At 66.8% G+C, this 16,586-nt stretch carries 12 protein-coding genes; 8 read left to right on the forward strand and 4 right to left on the reverse strand.

Features of this window, described 5'->3' with window-relative positions:
- Nucleotides 1-246 precede the first annotated feature (246 nt).
- Complete coding sequence (locus tag R1H25_RS11360) at nt 247-1,962, reverse strand: M28 family metallopeptidase (RefSeq protein WP_317223619.1); 1,716 nt, start codon at nt 1,960-1,962, stop codon at nt 247-249.
- Between the two features lie 86 nt (nt 1,963-2,048).
- Nucleotides 2,049-2,711 (reverse strand): hypothetical protein, encoded by a 663-nt coding sequence (locus R1H25_RS11365; protein ID WP_049449443.1) that lies wholly within the window; start codon nt 2,709-2,711, stop codon nt 2,049-2,051.
- Nucleotides 2,712-2,806: 95 nt separating this feature from the next.
- Here R1H25_RS11365 and R1H25_RS11370 point away from each other — a divergent pair, with 95 nt between their 5' ends.
- Together R1H25_RS11370 and R1H25_RS11375 are read left to right on the forward strand one after the other, a co-directional pair.
- Nucleotides 2,807-4,105, forward strand: a complete 1,299-nt coding sequence (locus R1H25_RS11370; protein WP_164158540.1) for a murein hydrolase activator EnvC — start codon at nt 2,807-2,809, stop codon at nt 4,103-4,105.
- Nucleotides 4,106-4,213: 108 nt separating this feature from the next.
- A complete protein-coding gene (locus tag R1H25_RS11375; protein ID WP_317223620.1) occupies nt 4,214-5,662 on the forward strand; it encodes a S41 family peptidase in 1,449 nt (482 codons plus the stop codon).
- 83 nt (nt 5,663-5,745) lie between these two features.
- Here the strand turns inward: R1H25_RS11375 and R1H25_RS11380 are convergent, their stop codons facing one another.
- Nucleotides 5,746-6,438 carry a rhomboid family intramembrane serine protease gene (locus tag R1H25_RS11380; protein ID WP_019662230.1) on the reverse strand — a complete coding sequence of 231 codons (693 nt, stop codon included), beginning with the start codon at nt 6,436-6,438 and terminating at the stop codon, nt 5,746-5,748.
- A 226-nt stretch (nt 6,439-6,664) separates the two neighbouring features.
- On the opposite strand from R1H25_RS11380, the gene R1H25_RS11385 reads away from it, so the two are divergent.
- The 3 genes from R1H25_RS11385 (at nt 6,665) to R1H25_RS11395 (ending at nt 9,891) form a co-directional block, all read left to right on the forward strand.
- Nucleotides 6,665-8,092, forward strand: coding sequence for an outer membrane protein transport protein (locus tag R1H25_RS11385; protein WP_057501843.1), 1,428 nt, complete (start codon nt 6,665-6,667; stop codon nt 8,090-8,092).
- A 139-nt stretch (nt 8,093-8,231) separates the two neighbouring features.
- Nucleotides 8,232-8,831: a nicotinamide riboside transporter PnuC gene (gene pnuC / locus R1H25_RS11390; protein WP_049449434.1), complete on the forward strand. Its 600-nt coding sequence runs from the start codon at nt 8,232-8,234 to the stop codon at nt 8,829-8,831.
- Nucleotides 8,818-9,891, forward strand: a complete 1,074-nt coding sequence (locus R1H25_RS11395) for an AAA family ATPase (protein WP_317223621.1) — start codon at nt 8,818-8,820, stop codon at nt 9,889-9,891. The genes pnuC and R1H25_RS11395 overlap by 14 nt, the downstream gene beginning before the upstream one ends.
- 89 nt (nt 9,892-9,980) lie before the next feature.
- On the opposite strand, the gene putA is transcribed toward R1H25_RS11395, so the two are convergent.
- Nucleotides 9,981-13,199 (reverse strand): bifunctional proline dehydrogenase/L-glutamate gamma-semialdehyde dehydrogenase PutA, encoded by a 3,219-nt coding sequence (putA, locus tag R1H25_RS11400; RefSeq protein WP_317223622.1) that lies wholly within the window; start codon nt 13,197-13,199, stop codon nt 9,981-9,983.
- Between the two features lie 274 nt (nt 13,200-13,473).
- On the opposite strand from putA, the gene R1H25_RS11405 reads away from it, so the two are divergent.
- Genes R1H25_RS11405 through ctaD form a run of 3 tightly spaced genes read left to right on the forward strand, consistent with a single transcriptional unit; the run spans nt 13,474 to nt 16,585 of the window.
- Nucleotides 13,474-13,950, forward strand: a complete 477-nt coding sequence (locus R1H25_RS11405) for a DUF2244 domain-containing protein (protein WP_004153894.1) — start codon at nt 13,474-13,476, stop codon at nt 13,948-13,950.
- Nucleotides 13,951-13,961: 11 nt separating this feature from the next.
- Nucleotides 13,962-14,918 (forward strand): cytochrome c oxidase subunit II, encoded by a 957-nt coding sequence (coxB, locus tag R1H25_RS11410; protein ID WP_317223623.1) that lies wholly within the window; start codon nt 13,962-13,964, stop codon nt 14,916-14,918.
- 59 nt (nt 14,919-14,977) lie between these two features.
- Nucleotides 14,978-16,585, forward strand: coding sequence for a cytochrome c oxidase subunit I (gene ctaD, locus R1H25_RS11415; protein ID WP_004153896.1), 1,608 nt, complete (start codon nt 14,978-14,980; stop codon nt 16,583-16,585).
- Nucleotide 16,586: the final 1 nt, after the last annotated feature.

Genomic DNA, 16,586 nt, shown 5'->3' on the forward strand with positions numbered 1-16,586 from the left:
CGTGCCGGCCGCTGGCCGGCAACCCGATGGCGTTGCATTGCCCGGCAGATCCACGCCATGCGTGGATGAGATGGTCTCCGCGGAGAGCGGTGCCAACCGAGGTTGGCACCCACCAGCAGCGGGTCCGTTGGCACCCACCAACCGTGGCGCCTACCAGCGGCGGGGCGGTTAGCCACGCAAAAAAAAGCGGCGCCCCAAGGGGCGCCGCTTTGACCTCAACGATGTTCAGTCGAGCATGGCTCGACTCTACTTTGCTGCGGCCGGTGCCTTGTCCTTCATCATCGCGTCGCGGGCGGCCTTGAACGGGTTGCCTTCGTACCAGTTCGGCCAGCGATCGCCACCGGCCAGTTCCTTGCCCACGCCGTACATCAGCTGCAGGTCCTCGACGGTGCCGTCCAGCTTCCAGGTGGCTGCATCGAACTCATCCTTCGGGCCGTGGTAGCGGTTGGCACCGTAGTCCGCCGCAGCCTTGCGGCCGGCGTCCACGCCACCCTCTCGCAGATCCTCGCCACCATCGGCGTACAGGGCCGGCACACCGGCCTTGGCGAAGTTGAAGTGATCCGAGCGGAAGTAGAAGCCGCTCTGTACCGAGGTCTCGCCGTGCAGGGTGCGGTCCTGGGCCGCAGCCAGCGGCTTGAGGATGTCTTCCAGCTCCGAGCTGCCGAAGCCGGTGACGGTCACGTCCTTCGCGCGGCCGGCCACCGACATCGCGTCGATGTTGATCACACCGGCGATCTTGTCCAGCGGGAAGGTCGGATGGGCAACGTAGTACTTCGAGCCCAGCAGGCCGGATTCTTCCAGGGTCACCGCCAGGAACACCACCGAACGCTCCGGCTTCGGCTCCTGGTGGGCCATCGCTTCAGCCACCTCGAGGATGCCGGCCACGCCGGTCGCGTTGTCGACCGCCCCGTTGTAGATGTTGTCGCCGGTCTCACCCTCATGCTTGCCCAGGTGATCCCAGTGCGCCATGTACAGCACGGCCTCGTCGGCACGCTTGCTGCCCGGCAGCACGCCCACCACGTTGCGCGACTGCTTCTGCGCGATCTGGCTCTTCAGGTCGACCGCAGCGGTGGCCTTCAGCGGCACCGGCTTGAAGCCGCGCTTGCTGGCGTCCTTGTAGGCCTGCGCCAGGTCCAGGCCGGCACCGGCGAACAGCGCCTTGGCGGCGTCGGCACTCAGCCAGCCCTGCACCGGAATGCGGGCTTCCGGGTCATCCTTGGCCGGCAGGTCGTACTGCGGGCCCGCCCAGGAGTTCTTCACCACGTCCCAGCCGTAGGACGCGCCGGCGGTGTCGTGCACGATCAGCGCGGCAGCGGCGCCCTTGCGCGCAGCTTCCTCGAACTTGTAGGTCCAGCGACCGTAGTAGGTCATGCGCTTGCCGTCGAACAGCTTCGCGTCATCGACATGGAAGCCCGGGTCATTGACGAACATGACCACCGTCTTGCCCTTCCAGTCCTGGCCGGCGTAGTCGTTCCACTTCTGCTCCGGCGCGTCGACGCCGTAGCCGACGAACACCAGGTCGCTGGCATCGACCTTCACCTCGGCCTGGCCGGTACGGGTACCCACCACCATGTCGGTGCCGAACTTCAGTTCGGTGGTCTTGCCGCCCTGGGTGATCTTCAGCACGGTCGACTCGTCGGCCGTGGTTTCGGTCATCGGCACATCCTGGAACCAGCTGTCGCCGTTGCCGGGCTGCAGGCCGATGCGCTGCATCTGGTCGCGGATGTAGTTGACCGTCAGCTCCTCGCCCTTGCTGCCTGGGGCGCGGCCTTCGAATTCGTCCGAAGCCAGCGTCTTGACCATCTCGGTGAAGTCGCCGGCGTTGATCTCCGGGGAGAACTGATGGGCGGCCGGCTTCGCTGCAGCGGTGTCGGTGGCTGGCGCGGCGGCTGGGGTGTCTTCGCCTTTGCAGGCACTGAGCGCGGCCGCAGCGGCCAGGCACAGGAGGAGTTTGCGGGGCATCGTCGATTCCTGGGTAACAAAGGGCGGCCGCGCGTCGTGCACAGCCGGTGTCAGCGAGTATCACCGAACCCGAAGGCGCGGTGCGCTCAGTCCGCCGGAGCGGTTTCGGTGTCGAACGGGATCGGCTCGGCGCCGGTGACCGGCCCGATGCGGGCGCTGCGGTGTACGTACAGCACCACCTCACGTTCGAACTGCAGGGGGCCGTTGACCACGGCGTTCGGGCCGATGATCACGCGTGGTTTGCGGCTGGCGGTCAGCGAGACGCTGAAGTTCGGCTTGCGTACGTGCACGCCACCGTTGACCTGCGAGCCGATGCCCACGGTGATGTCACCGTTGACGGTCTCCACGTCCTTGCCGACGCGGCTTTCGACCAGGCCGATGCCGCCGTTCACGGTTTCGACGCCGCCTTCGACCTGGGTGCCGCGGTCGGTGAAGATGCTGCCGTTGACAGTGCTGACGCTGCCGCGCGCGATCACCTCACGGCCCAGGCGCACACCGCCGTTGACCGTTTCGATCTTGCCGGTGCGTGCACGGTCGGCCACCTTGACCCCGCCGTTGACGGTGTCGATGCTGCCGGTCTCGACGCCTTCGCCGACACGGATACCACCGTTGACGGTGTCGAGCTTGCCGTAGCGTTGGCCGGCTTCGGCGCTGATGCTGCCGTTGACCTTGCTGATGTTCTCCTGGGCACAGACCGGCCCGGTGGCCAGCAGTACGCCCAACAGCAGCGGAATGGAAAGAGTTTTCATGGAGACCTCGATGGATGTGCGGCTGGCAGGCCGCGTGCGGAGATGTCACCATTCCCCGGTACCCCCTGCAACTGCCTGAAGTCACTGGAAAGCCCTTGCGCGACAACGCCTTCCCATCACGCCGACATCACATCGCCGCCGTACGCGGCGGGCGCTGCCTGCTGTTGGGGCTGGCGATCGCCTTGGCGTTGCCGTTGCCGGGCGCAGCGCAGACCACCCGCGAGACCGAGCGCAAGCTGCAGAAACTGCGCAGTGAGCTGAAGGGCGTGGCGCAGGAGCGTCGGCAGATCGAGGGACAGCGTGGCCAGGCCTCGCAGCAGCTGCGCGAGGCCGATGAGAAGGTGGCCCGCACCGGCCGTGCGCTTGCGCAGACCGAGACCGCGCTGCGCGAGCAGGGCAGGGCCCTGGCCGAAGCGGAACAGCGCCGCAGCACGCTGCAGGCCAACCTCGCCCAGCAGCACCGCGAACTGGCTGGCCTGCTGCGTGCGGCCTATCAGCTGGGCAATCACGCCCCCCTGAAGCTGCTGCTGTCGCAGGACACGGTGGCCGATGCCAATCGCGCCCTGGCCTACCACCGCTACCTGCAGCGCGAGCGGGCACAGCGCATCACCACGCTGACCGCTGACCTGAAGGAACTGGAAGCGCTGCAGGCGCAGATCGCCGAGCGCAAGCAGAAGCTGCAGGGTGCACAGCAGGACCAGAAGCAGCAGGCCGCGGCGCTGGAAGCCGACCGTCGCGATCGCGCAAAGACCGTGGCCTCGCTGGACGAGCGCTTCAAGGACCAGCGCGAGAAGGAACAGGCGCTGGGCCAGGATGCCAAGGCGCTGGAAACACTGCTGGCCAATCTGCGTGCTGCTGCGGCCCGCGCCGAGGCCGAGCGTCGCGCGGCTGCGCGCCGTGCGGCAGCGGAGAAGGCTGCCGCCGAACGTGCGGCACGCCAGGCCGCGGCACAGGGACGGCCGCCGCCGCCCACCAAGGTTCCGCCGGCGGTGGCGTCCGCACCGGCCCCGAAGGTCGGTGGCCTGGGCTGGCCGTTGTCCGGCAACCTGCTGGCCCGCTACGGCGGCAAGCTGCCCGATGGCCGCACCAGCAGCGGCGTGCTGATCGGCGCCCCGGCCGGAAGCACCGTCACCGCCGTGGCCGACGGCACCGTGGTGTTCTCCGACTGGATGACCGGCTACGGCATGATCCTGATCGTCGACCACGGCAATGGCTACATGAGCCTGTATGCCCACAACGACACCCTGCTGAAGGATGCCGGCGCGCGGGTCAGCCGCGGCGATGCGGTGGCCAAGGTCGGCAATTCCGGGGGCCAGGGCGTGACCGCGCTGTACTTCGAGCTGCGCCGTGGCGGGCAGCCGGTCAATCCGGACAGCTGGCTGCAGCGGCGCTGAATCCCGGCCCGCCACGTGCGGGCTGGATTCAACGGGAATTTAGCTGTGCTTCGCGCATAATCGGTGCATGTGCCTTGGGCACCATGCCACCGTCGACAGGAGTGATCCATGCGCGCAGCCCGTACCGCCACCCTCTTGCTGGCCCTGTTGCCAGCGCTGTCCTGGGCGCAGCAGACCGCGCCCGCCCCGAGCCAGGAAACCAGCGGGCAGGCAGCGAACAGCGAGGAGGCGGTGACCTCGAAGGTGCCGCTGGAGGAAATCCGCCGTTTCGTGGCCGTGTACAACGCGGTGCGCGCCGCCTATGTCGACCCGGTCGATGACAAGAAGCTGATGCAGTCGGCCGTGCGCGGCCTGCTGCTCGACCTCGATCCGCACAGCACCTACTTCAACAAGGAAGACGCGCAGGCCTTCGACGAGCAGGCCAACGGTGCCTACGAGGGTATCGGCGTGGAGCTGCAGCAGCAGCCGGACAACGCCAGCATGAAGGTCATTTCGCCGATCGACGACACGCCGGCGGCCAAGGCCGGCATCCTCGCCGGTGACCTGATCATCGCCATCGACGGCAAGCCGATCAGCGCCATTGATGCAAGTGAACCGCTGCGTGGCCCGGCCGGCAGCAAGGTGGTGCTGACCATCGTGCGCGAAGGCAAGCCCAAGCCATTCGACGTGAGCCTGACCCGCCAGACCATTCGCGTGACCAGCGTGAAGAGCCGCATGCTGGAACCGGGCTACGGCTACATCCGCCTGAGCACCTTCCAGGCCGATACCGGTTCGGACTTCCAGAAGCAGGTGCAGCAATTGCAGAAGCAGGCCGGTGGCCAGCTCAGGGGCCTGGTGCTGGATCTGCGCAGCAACCCGGGTGGCCTGCTGACCGCTGCGGTGCAGGTGGCCGATGATCTGCTCGACAAGGGCAACATCGTCAGCACCCGTGGCCGCATCAGCATCAGCGATGCACGGTTTGACGCGACCCCGGGCGACCTGCTGAAGGGCGCACCGGTGGTGGTGCTGGCCGATGCCGGTTCGGCCAGCGCATCGGAAGTGCTGGCCGGCGCGCTGCGCGACAACAAGCGCGCGCGCGTGGTCGGCAGCCGCACCTTCGGCAAGGGCTCGGTGCAGACCGTGCTGCCGCTGGACAACGGTGATTCGGTGAAGCTGACCACTGCGCGCTATTACACGCCCAGCGGCAAGTCGATCCAGGCCACCGGCATCGTGCCGGACGTTGAACTGAAGCCGGCCGCGACGCCGGCGGAAGATGCACTGCCGGCCAGCCTGAGCGACTACAGCGAAGCGACCCTGCCGGGCCACCTGCGCGGCGATGACGAAGGCACCGAGGGCTACCACGCCGGCGCGGTGCTGCCGGGCGATGGCCCGATCAACGACGCGCTGGCCGAGCTGAAGAACCCAGGCTCGGTGGCCGCACGGTTGAAGGCCGAAGCCGCCAAGACGGATGCGGCCAAGGCCGCGAAGGCCGCTGCGGCGAAGCCGGAAGCCAAGGTCGAACCGAAGGCGGAGAGCAAGCCGGAAGCAAAGCCCGCACCGGCCCCTGCCAAGCCCTGATTCTGCAGAGTCGAGCCCTGCTCGACTGATCTACGAACCGGCCGGTGAGCGTGGAGCCGGCCAGCGGCCGGCACTACCCGGCGTCAGAAGCCGTGGCGCTTGCGCAGGCGGCGGGCGATGGCCGCCCGCACGTAGACCCCGTACACCACGCCGAACACGAAGCCGCCGATGTGCGCCCACCAGGCCACCATGCCGAAGCTGGGGCCGATATGGGCGAACACCACCTGCAGTGCGGCCCAGACGCCGATCAGCAGGTAGGCCGGGGCACGCACGAATTCCAGGAACAGGCCGAGCGGGATCACCACGCCCAGCCGGGCGCCCGGGAACAGGGCCAGATAGGCGCCGATCAGCGCCGACACCGCGCCGCTGGCGCCGATGATGATCTGGTCCGGGCTGCCCATGGTGTAGATCGCCACCAGGTTCGATACCGCACCGCCTACAAGGAACAGCAGCAGCAACCGCCACGGCCCCAGCACCCGCTCAGCAGGCAGGCCGAAGATCAGCAGGAACACCAGATTGCCCAGCAGGTGCGACCAATCGGCGTGCAGGAACAGGGCGGTGAACAGGCGCAGCACGCTGCCGTCCTGCAGGGTGGCCCACCAGTCCAGTGGATGGGTCAGGCCGGTGGACAGGGCGCCCCAGTCCAGCCAGAGACTGCCACGGGCATCGTCCGGACGCGAGATCGACCACAGGAACGCCAGCCACAGTGCCGCAAACAGCACGGGCGTGGCCCAGCGCAGGGCCGCCTTCTTGCGAGACGGGAGGGAGACGAACATGGGCACTAGCCTAGCGTGCGGGCGCTTGCGGCGGGGATTGTCCTGTTCAGCTTTTGGGACGAAAAAACCGCCGCTGCTGTTATTGTTTCATTAACAGCTCTGGGTAATACTCGCATACGGCGTCGTATGTCGGGAGGGGAATCCGGCGCGCTCCGATGGGTCCCAGGACCTGCCGGGCGCAGGCGCACACAGAGCAACATCACCGCTTACCGGAGAGAGAACTACGATGCAAACCGCTTCCACCATTGCCCGACTGACCCTGCTGGCCGTCGGCGTTGCCGGTGCGCTGGCCGCCGCCGATGCCAATGCTGCCGCCTTCCAGCTGAAGGAAAACAGCGCCAAGGGCCTGGGCCGCGCGTTCGCCGGCTCTACTTCGACCGAAGGCGACGCCTCGGTCATCGCCACCAACCCGGCCTCCATGCGCCTGCTCGACGGCACCATGCTGCAGGGCGACGTCAGCGCCATCAGCTTCGGCGCCAAGTTCCGTGGCCAGGGCAAGTACGCCAACGGCGCTCCGATTTCCGGCGGCAACGGCGGCGACGCCGGCATGATCGCCCCGGTTCCGGCGGCCTACTTCCACCTGCCGTTCGGCGAGAACGACAACATGCACTTCGGTGCATCGCTGACCGTGCCGTTCGGCTTCAAGACCGAATATGACCGCGACTGGGTCGGCCGCTACAACGGCGTCAAGACCGAGCTGCAGGCGATCGACCTGGGCGTCGCGTTCTCCTACGACGTCAACCCGTACCTCTCGTTCGGTGCGTCGGTGTTTGCCGAGCGCCTGAACGTCGACCTGACCAGCGCCGTTGACGGCGGCACCGCGATCAACGCCAGCGCCCAGCGCACTGCTGCGGCGCGTGTACTGGCTGCGGGTGGCACTCCGGCCCAGGCCGCAGCGGCGTCGCAGGCAGCTGCACGCCAGGCCGCCCAGCTCGGCTTCTCGCCGGGTACCGCCGATGGCTACCTGCGCATCAAGGGTGATGAAGTGTCGGTGGGCTACACCCTCGGCGTGACCGTCACCCCGGTGGAAGGCACCAACATCGCCTTCAGCTACCGCTCGAAGGTCGAGCACAAGATCACCGACGGCAAGGCCGATTTCACCATGACGCCGCAGGCTGCCGCGTTCCTGTCGCAGGCTGCCCCGGGCACCTTCATCGACAGCAACGGTCGCGCCACCATCACCCTGCCGGCCAGCGCCACCGTGGGCTTCACCCACCGCGTGAACGACCAGTGGCAGATCATGGCCGAAGTCACCCGCACCGCGTGGAGCAAGTTCGACCAGGTCGTCGTCGATTACGACTCCAACCAGCCGGACAGCGTGCTGCCGTTCCACTACCGCGACACCACCTTCGCGTCGATCGGTACCGATTTCCGCGTGAACGACAAGCTGACCCTGCGTGGCGGCCTGGCTTACGACCAGACCCCGACCACCGACGCCCACCGCGACGTGCGCGTGCCGGACACCACCCGCAAGTGGCTGTCGCTGGGTATGACCTACGCTGCTTCGGACAAGATGGAATACAGCGTGGGCTACACCCACCTGTTCACCAAGGATCCGAACGTCAACTCGACCTCGGCCACGGCCAACACCGTGACCGGCAAGTACAAGGTCAGCGGCGACGTGCTGGCGGCTTCGCTGCAGTACAAGTTCTGATCCAGGCGATTGCCTGAAGCAGTGCGAAGGAGGCCCCGCGCAAGCGGGGTCTTTTTTTTGGGGCCTCGGACCACCCACGCCTGGAATGGATCCAGCGCGAGTGTCTCCATCGGTGGCCAGGATCCATGACAATAGCGCCATGAACCTGTCCGATCCGAACTTCCAGCTGGAGCTGGCCGCCAACATCGCCGTCGCCGGCTCGATCCTGCTGGCCGGCCGCAACAACGTGCACACCTGGTGGCTGGGCATCGTCGGCTGCGCATTGTTTGCTGCCGTGTTCGAACGATCGCACCTGTATGCGGACATGGTGCTGCAGTTCTTCTTCATCGCCATCAGCGTGTTGGGCTGGTGGCAGTGGTTGCGTGGTGACCATGGCGCGCCGCTGCCGATCACCGCGCTGCGCCCACGTGCCTGGGCCTGGCTGGCGCCGCTGGCGGTAGTGGCCACCTTCGGCTACGGCTGGATGCTGACCCGCCTGACCAACGCCTATGCGCCGTACATCGATTCGGCAGTGCTGGTGCTGAGTGTGATCGCGCAGATCCTGATGATGCGACGCAAGCTGGAATCGTGGTGGGTGTGGCTGCTGGTGAACACCGTTGCGGTACCGCTGTACTACAGCCGTGGCCTGCACCTGACCTCGATCCTGTACGTGGGCTTCTGGATCAATGCGCTGGTGGCCTTGCGCCATTGGCGGCACCTGATGCGTGACGAGGCCAAGACGGCCGATGCTGCTGCCTGAGCGCGTTGCACGCGGCCTGGTGGTGGGCAAGTTCTGCCCGCTGCATCTGGGTCACGAACACCTGATCGAGTTTGCCGCCACGCGTTGTACGCAACTGCTGGTGATCGGCTGGTCGCAGCCGGGCTTTGCCGGCTACAGCGCCGAGCGCCGCGAGCGCTGGCTGCGTGCGCGTTTCCCGCGAGCGACGGTAGCGGTGCTGGATGACGCGCGACTGGCGGCATTGTGCACGGAGCACGGTTTGCCAGTGCGAACGCTGCCGCAGGACAGTGATGACGAACAGGTGCAGCGCGACTTTACCGCCTGGCTGTGCCTGAACCTGTTCGGTGGGCCGGTGCAGGCGGTGTACACCGGTGAGGACTACGGTGACGGCTTCGCGCAGGCGCTGGCCACGTACTTCGGTGCGCCGGTACGCCATGAGCGGCTCGAACGCGCACTGGACGCCGGGCAGCCGTGTGGCACCCAGCTGCGCGCCGATCCGCATGCGCACCGCCATGGTCTCGCGCCGCAGGTCTATGCCGGCTATGTGCAGCGCGTGGCGTTCATTGGTGGCGAGTCCAGCGGCAAGACCACGCTGGCGCACATGATGGCCGAGCGCCTGCAGACCGCCTGGGTGCCGGAGTATGGCCGCACACTATGGGAGCAGCAGGGCGGAGAGCTGACGCCAGATGATCTGCTTCGCATCGCAATGGCACAGCCGCAGCACGAAGACGAGGCCGCACGCCATGCGCATCGCTGGCTGTTCTGCGATACCACTCCGCTGGTGACGCTGGGCTACAGCGGCTGGATGTTCGGCACGGCACCGGAGTCGCTGCGGCAGGCGGCACGACGACGCTACGACCTGCAGTTCCTGTGCGCGCCGGATATTCCGTTCGACCAGGACGGAACGCGCGTGGGCGAAGCCTTCCGGGCGCAGCAGCATGCGTGGTACCTGGCGCAGCTGCAGGCAGAGAGAGTCGAGTACGTGCTGCTGGAGGGCGATCTGGAGACGCGCATCGCGCGGGTGCATCGCGAGCTGGCGAAGCGTGCGGACAATCGGTTCAGTCTGGGCCAGCCTCTGTAGAGCCGAGCCCATGCTCGGCTCCGCAGGAACCCAAAGCACAAAAAACCCCGCTTTCGCGGGGTTTTTCATTTGCCGCATCACGCAGGCGATCAGTCGCCCAGGGTCAGCAGCGAGGCGTTGCCGCCGGCGGCAGTGGTGTTCACCGTTACCGTCTTCTCGGTAGCGAAACGCAGCAGGTAGTGCGGGCCACCGGCCTTCGGGCCGGTGCCCGACAGGCCCTGGCCGCCGAACGGCTGCACGCCGACCACTGCACCGATCTGGTTGCGGTTGACGTAGACGTTGCCGACGTGGACGCCGTTGCTGATGCGGTCGACGGTCTCGTCGATGCGCGAATGCACGCCCAGGGTCAGGCCGTAGCCGGTAGCGTTGATCTGATCGATCACCGCGTCGAGCTGGTCGCCCTTCCAGCGGATGACGTGCAGCACCGGACCGAACACCTCCTTCTGCAGCTGGCCCAGGTCCTTCAGCTCGTACGCGCGCGGTGCGAAGAAGGTGCCGTTGGCGGCTTCGGTGGACAGTTCGGCAGCCGCGATCAGGCGCGCTTCGCGGTCCATGCGCTCAGCGTGGTCCTGCAGGATCTTCAGCGCATCGGCATCGATCACCGGGCCGACGTCGGTGGACAGCAGACCGGGGTTGCCGACCTTCAGTTCCTTCATCGCACCGGCCAGCATGGTCATCACCTTGTCGGCGATGTCGTCCTGCACGAACAGCACGCGCGCAGCCGAGCAACGCTGGCCGGCGGAGGTGAAGGCCGAACCGATCGCGTCCTTGACCAGCTGTTCCGGCAGTGCCGAGGAGTCGGCGATGAAGGCGTTCTGGCCACCGGTCTCGGCGATCAGCACGCCGATGGCGGCGTCACGTGCGGCCATCGCGCGGTTGATCGCACGGGCGGTGTCGGTGGAGCCGGTGAAGGCCACGCCAGCCACGCGCGGGTCGGCGGTCAGGGCGGCACCGACGGTGGCACCGTCGCCCGGCAGGAACTGCACCACCTCGGCCGGCACGCCAGCGTCGTGCAGCAGCTTCACCGCGTAGTAGCCGATCAGGTTGGTCTGCTCGGCCGGCTTGGCGATGACGCTGTTGCCGGCGGCCAGTGCAGCGGCCACCTGACCCAGGAAGATCGCCAGCGGGAAGTTCCACGGGCTGATGCAGACGAACACGCCGCGGCCGTGCAGCTGCAGCTCGTTGGATTCACCGGTCGGGCTCGGCAGCTTCTCGGCGTGGCTGAACTGCTCGCGCGCCTGCTTGGCGTAGTAGCGCAGGAAATCCACGGCTTCGCGCACTTCGGCGATGCTGTCGGGCAGGCTCTTGCCGGCTTCCTTCACGCACAGCGCCATGAACTCCGGCATGCGCGCTTCCAGCTGGTCGGCGGCGTGCTCGAGGATGGCGGCGCGGCTGGCGGCCGGGGTGCGGTTCCAGGCCGGCTGCGCAGCCACGGCGTTGGCCAGGGCCTTCTGCACGGTGGCGGCATCGGCGGCCAGCCACTGGCCGACCACTTCGCGGGTGTCGGCCGGGTTGGTCACCGGCAGCGCGGCGCCGGCCGGGTTGGCACCCGGCACCAGCGGGGCGGCCTGCCAGGGCTTCACGGCCGCGTTGATCTGCTCGGCCAGGGCGCGCAGTTCGTTGTCGTTGGCGAGGTTGGCGCCCATGGAGTTCTTCCTGTCGTGGTTCTGGCTGCGCAGCAGGTCAACCGGCAGCGGGATCTTGGGATGCGGAATCGATTCGAACGAGGACACCATCTCGACCGGATCGCGGATCAGGTCGGCGATCGGCACGCGCTCGTCGGTGATGCGGTTGACAAAGCTGGAGTTGGCGCCGTTTTCCAGCAGGCGGCGCACCAGGTACGGCAGCAGGTCTTCATGCGAACCGACCGGCGCATACACGCGGCAGGGCAGGTTCAGGCGGTCGGCCGGCACCACTTCGGCATACAGGTCGTCGCCCATGCCGTGCAGCTTCTGGTGCTCGTACACGCCGCCATTGGCGATGCTGCGCACGGCAGCGATGGTGTGCGCGTTGTGCGTGGCGAACATCGGGTAGATCGCGTCGGCATGGGTGAACAGGCGCTTGGCGCAGGCCAGGTAGGACACGTCGGTGTTCTGCTTGCGGGTGAACACCGGGTAGCCCGGATAGCCTTCGATCTGCGCGCGCTTGATCTCGGCATCCCAGTAGGCGCCCTTGACCAGGCGCACCTGCAGGCGGCGACCAGCGCGGCGTGCCATGTCGGCCAGATGGTCGATCGTGTACGGGGTGCGCTTCTGGTAGGCCTGCACCACCACGCCGAAGCCGTCCCAGCCGGCCAGCGAGGCATCGCCGAACACCTGCTCGATGATGTCCAGCGACAGTTCCAGGCGGTCGGACTCTTCGGCGTCGACGGTGCAGCCGATGCCATAGCTCTTGGCCAGCTGCGCCAGTTCCAGCACGCCCGGCACTAGGTCCTTCAGCACGCGCTCGCGCTTGGCGTGCTCGTAGCGCGGGTACAGCGCCGACAGCTTGATCGAGATGCCCGGGGCGTTGTTGACGTCGCCGTCCGGACGGCCGCCGCGTGCCTTGTGATCGCCGCCGATGGCGTGGATCGCACGACGGTAGTCTTCAAGGTAGCGCAGCGCGTCCTTCATGGTCAGCGCGCCTTCGCCCAGCATGTCGAAGGAATAGCGGTAGCTCGCGTTGTCGCCCTTGTGCGAGCGCGACAGCGCTTCGCTGATGGTGCGGCCCATGACGAACTGGTGGCCCATGATCTTCATCGCCTGGCGCACGGCCAGGCGCACCACCGGCTCACCCACGCGGCCGACCAGGCGCTTGAACGCGCTGGGCGCATCGGCGCGGGTGGCATCGTTCATCTGCACCAGCTTGCCGGTCAGCATCAGGCCCCAGGTGGAGGCGTTGACCAGCACCGAGTCACTGCCGCCCAGGTGCTTTTCCCAGTCGGCATCGGCCAGCTTGTCGCGGATCAGCTTGTCGGCGGTGTCCTGGTCCGGAATGCGCAGCAGCGCCTCGGCCACGCACATCAGCAGCACGCCTTCCTCGCTGCCCAGATCGTACTGGCGCATGAAGGCTTCGATCGCGCCCTGGTCCTTGGCGCGCACGCGCACGCGGCCGACCAGGTCGGCGGCCAGCGCCTGCACCCTGGCCTGTTCCTCGGCGGGCAGGCGGGCCTGCGCCAGCAGCTCGCGCACGTGGCTGGCCTCGTCCTTCAGCCAGGCATCGGTAATGGCCTGGCGGAACGGGTTGGCGGGCGCCGGCAATTCCGGCGACAGCAGCGCGCCGGGACGCAGGGCGTCGTGGGCGGCAGGGGAGGAGGAGGGTGCGTTCATGCCGGTCCGGCCAATGGAAAACTTGGCGATTTTAATCATTTTTGCGGGTTGCGGAAGTGCCCCGCAGCCACCTTCGTGAAGCGCTGATAGTCCCTAGCTGCGGTGGATTCAGCGTGTTCAGCAAGCGCCGCAGAATTTGTGCTGAATTCGTCATTCGTGCCGCCGACCTCATGCTGTGTTGCAGCATGGGAAAAAGTGTGAATGCACCCTTGCTACCGGCGAGAGGGCGGGGCTACCATCGAGACGTTTCCCGCGGCAGGAACGCGGTTGCGACATGATCGAGGTGCTTCCAGCTCCGGATGGGTCAGGTACGCAGCTGCGGCTGCGTCCCCCACGGGCGCTCGATGCCCGGCAGTTCGTCCTGTTGTTCACCGTGTTGTCGGGTGCGATGTGGCTGGTGTCCGCCCTCGGGTGGTTGGCCGGCAATGCATTCGCCCCCCTGTTCGCGCTGCTGTACAGCCTGGTGCTGGCGGCCGCGCTGCGTGCCTTGTGGCGCAGCGGTGAACGGCAGGAGGAGATCCGGGTAGTGCCGGCGTACGTGGAGGTCATTCCCGTACCCGGTGGATCGCCGGTGTTCCGGGCCCACCCCCACTGGGTGCGCCTGCTCACCGACGATGAGAGGGTCCGGCTGGCATCCAGCGGCCGGCAGGTGGAGGTGGGGAGTTTCCTCGCGCCGGCCGAACGTCAGACGCTCGCAGAGACACTTGAAAGCTTGCTCGCCGCCAGCGATGGCGGCAACCGACGACGCTAAGGGTCTAGGCAATGAAGCAAAGCAGCAGGTGGGGCATGAAGTGCGTGAACGCGGTTGCCGCAGTGCTGGCGACCGGGGGACTGATGCCGGCGTTGGCCTGGGCCCAGGCGGCCGATCCGAAGCCGTGGCAGCTGAACATGGGCAAGGGGGTGACCCAGACCTCGCGCCTGGCCTGGGAATCGAACAACCTGTCGTTGATCATCTGCACGGTGATCGGCGTCATCGTGTTCGGAGCGATGGCCTACGCCATCTTCAAATTCCGCAAATCCAAGGGTGCGGTTGCGGCCACCTTCAGCCACAACACCAAGGCCGAGATCATCTGGACGGTGATCCCGGTGATCATCCTGATCGTGATGGCATGGCCGGCCACGGCCAACCTGATCAAGATGTACGACACCCGCGACGCCGAGATGACGGTCAAGGTCACCGGCTACCAGTGGATGTGGAAGTACGAATACCTCGGCGAGAACGTCACCTTCACCAGCCGCCTGGACCGCGAGTCCGACCGCGTGCGGCAGAGTGGCGTCGTGCCGACCCGCGAGAGCCATCCGCACTACCTGCTGGATGTCGACAACCGCCTGGTGCTGCCGGTCGATACCAAGGTGCGCTTCGTCATCACCTCCGATGACGTGATCCACGCCTGGTGGGTGCCGGCGCTGGGCTGGAAGCAGGACGCCATCCCCGGCTTCATCAATGAAGCCTGGACCCGCATCGAGCAGCCCGGCGTGTATCGGGGCCAGTGCGCCGAGCTGTGCGGCAAGGACCATGGCTTCATGCCGATCGTGGTCGAGGCGGTGTCCAAGGAAGAGTTCAAGCAGTGGCTGGCGCAGCGCAAGCCGGCGCCGCCCGCGGAGCCGGCAACGCCTGCGGCACCTGCTGAACCGACTGCACCGACGGGAGAGGCACCTGCAGCGCCTGCCGCTGCTGAAGTCGGCAGCGCGCCTGCCACCGCGGCCAGCGGAGCGTGATGTAAAGCCCGCGGCCGTTCGCGGCCGTGGTGACAACCGATTCTGAGAGGTGTTTTGCAATGGCGCACTCGGCAGTTGGGCACGACGATCACCATCACCAGCAGAGTTTCTTCGAGCGTTGGTTCTTCTCGACCAACCACAAGGACATCGGCACGCTGTACCTCGGTTTCAGCTTCATCATGTTCATCATCGGTGCGGCGATGAGCGTGGTGATCCGCGCCGAGCTGGCGCAGCCGGGCCTGCAGTTCGTCAAGCCCGAGTTCTTCAACCAGATGACCACCGTGCATGCGCTGGTGATGATCTTCGGTGGCGTGATGCCGGCCTTCGTCGGCCTGGCCAACTGGATGATCCCGCTGCAGATCGGCGCGCCGGACATGGCGCTGCCGCGCATGAACAACTGGTCGTTCTGGTTGCTGCCGGTGGCCTTCAGCCTGCTGCTGCTGACCCTGTTCCTGCCGGGTGGTGCACCGGCCGGTGGCTGGACGCTGTACCCGCCGCTGTCGCTGCAGGGTGGCTACAACGTCGCCTTCAGCGTGTTCGCCATCCACGTGGCCGGCATCAGTTCGATCATGGGCGCGATCAACATCATCGCCACCGTGCTCAACATGCGCGCGCCGGGCATCGACCTGCTGAAAATGCCGATCTTCTGCTGGGCCTGGCTGATCACCGCCTTCCTGCTGATCGCGGTGATGCCGGTGCTGGCCGGTGCTGTGACCATGCTGCTGACCGACAAGTTCTTCGGCACCAGCTTCTTCAACGCCGCCGGTGGCGGTGACCCGGTGATGTACCAGCACATCTTCTGGTTCTTCGGCCATCCCGAGGTCTACATCATGATCCTGCCCGCCTTCGGCGTGGTCAGCGAGATCATCCCGACCTTCAGCCGCAAGCCGCTGTTCGGCTACCAGGCGATGGTGTACGCCACCGCCGCGATCGCCTTCCTGTCGTTCATCGTCTGGGCCCACCACATGTTCACCGTGGGCATGCCGCTGGGCGGCGAGATCTACTTCATGTTCGCCACCATGCTGATCTCGATCCCCACCGGGGTGAAGGTGTTCAACTGGGTCAGCACCATGTGGCGTGGCTCGCTGACGTTCGAGGCACCGATGCTGTGGTCGGTGGCCTTCGTCATCCTGTTCACCATCGGTGGCTTCTCCGGCCTGATGCTGGCGATCGTGGCGGCCGACTTCCAGTACCACGACACCTACTTCGTGGTCGCCCACTTCCACTACGTGCTGGTGACCGGTGCGGTGTTCGCGCTGATCGCCGCGGTGTACTACTGGTGGCCGAAGTGGACCGGGCGCATGTACAGCGAGAAGTGGGCCAAGGTGCACTTCTGGTGGTCGATCGTGTTCGTCAACCTGCTGTTCTTCCCGCAGCACTTCCTCGGCCTGGCCGGCATGCCGCGCCGTATTCCCGATTACAGCGTGGCCTTCGCCGACTGGAACCTGATCAGCTCGATCGGCGCGTTCGGCATGTTCGTCACCCCGTTCATGATGGCGGCGATCCTGCTGTCCTCGCTGCGCAATGGCGAGAAGGCCGAGGCCCGATCCTGGGAGGGTGCACGCGGTCTGGAGTGGACGCTGCCGTCGCCGGCACCGGCGCACACCTTCACCACGCCGCCGACCATCCGCCCGGGAGATCTGGCACATGACGACATCACGCATTGAG

Origin of the sequence: Stenotrophomonas veracruzanensis (assembly GCF_032911525.1) — a bacterium.
Taxonomy (GTDB): Bacteria; Pseudomonadota; Gammaproteobacteria; order Xanthomonadales; family Xanthomonadaceae; genus Stenotrophomonas; species Stenotrophomonas africana.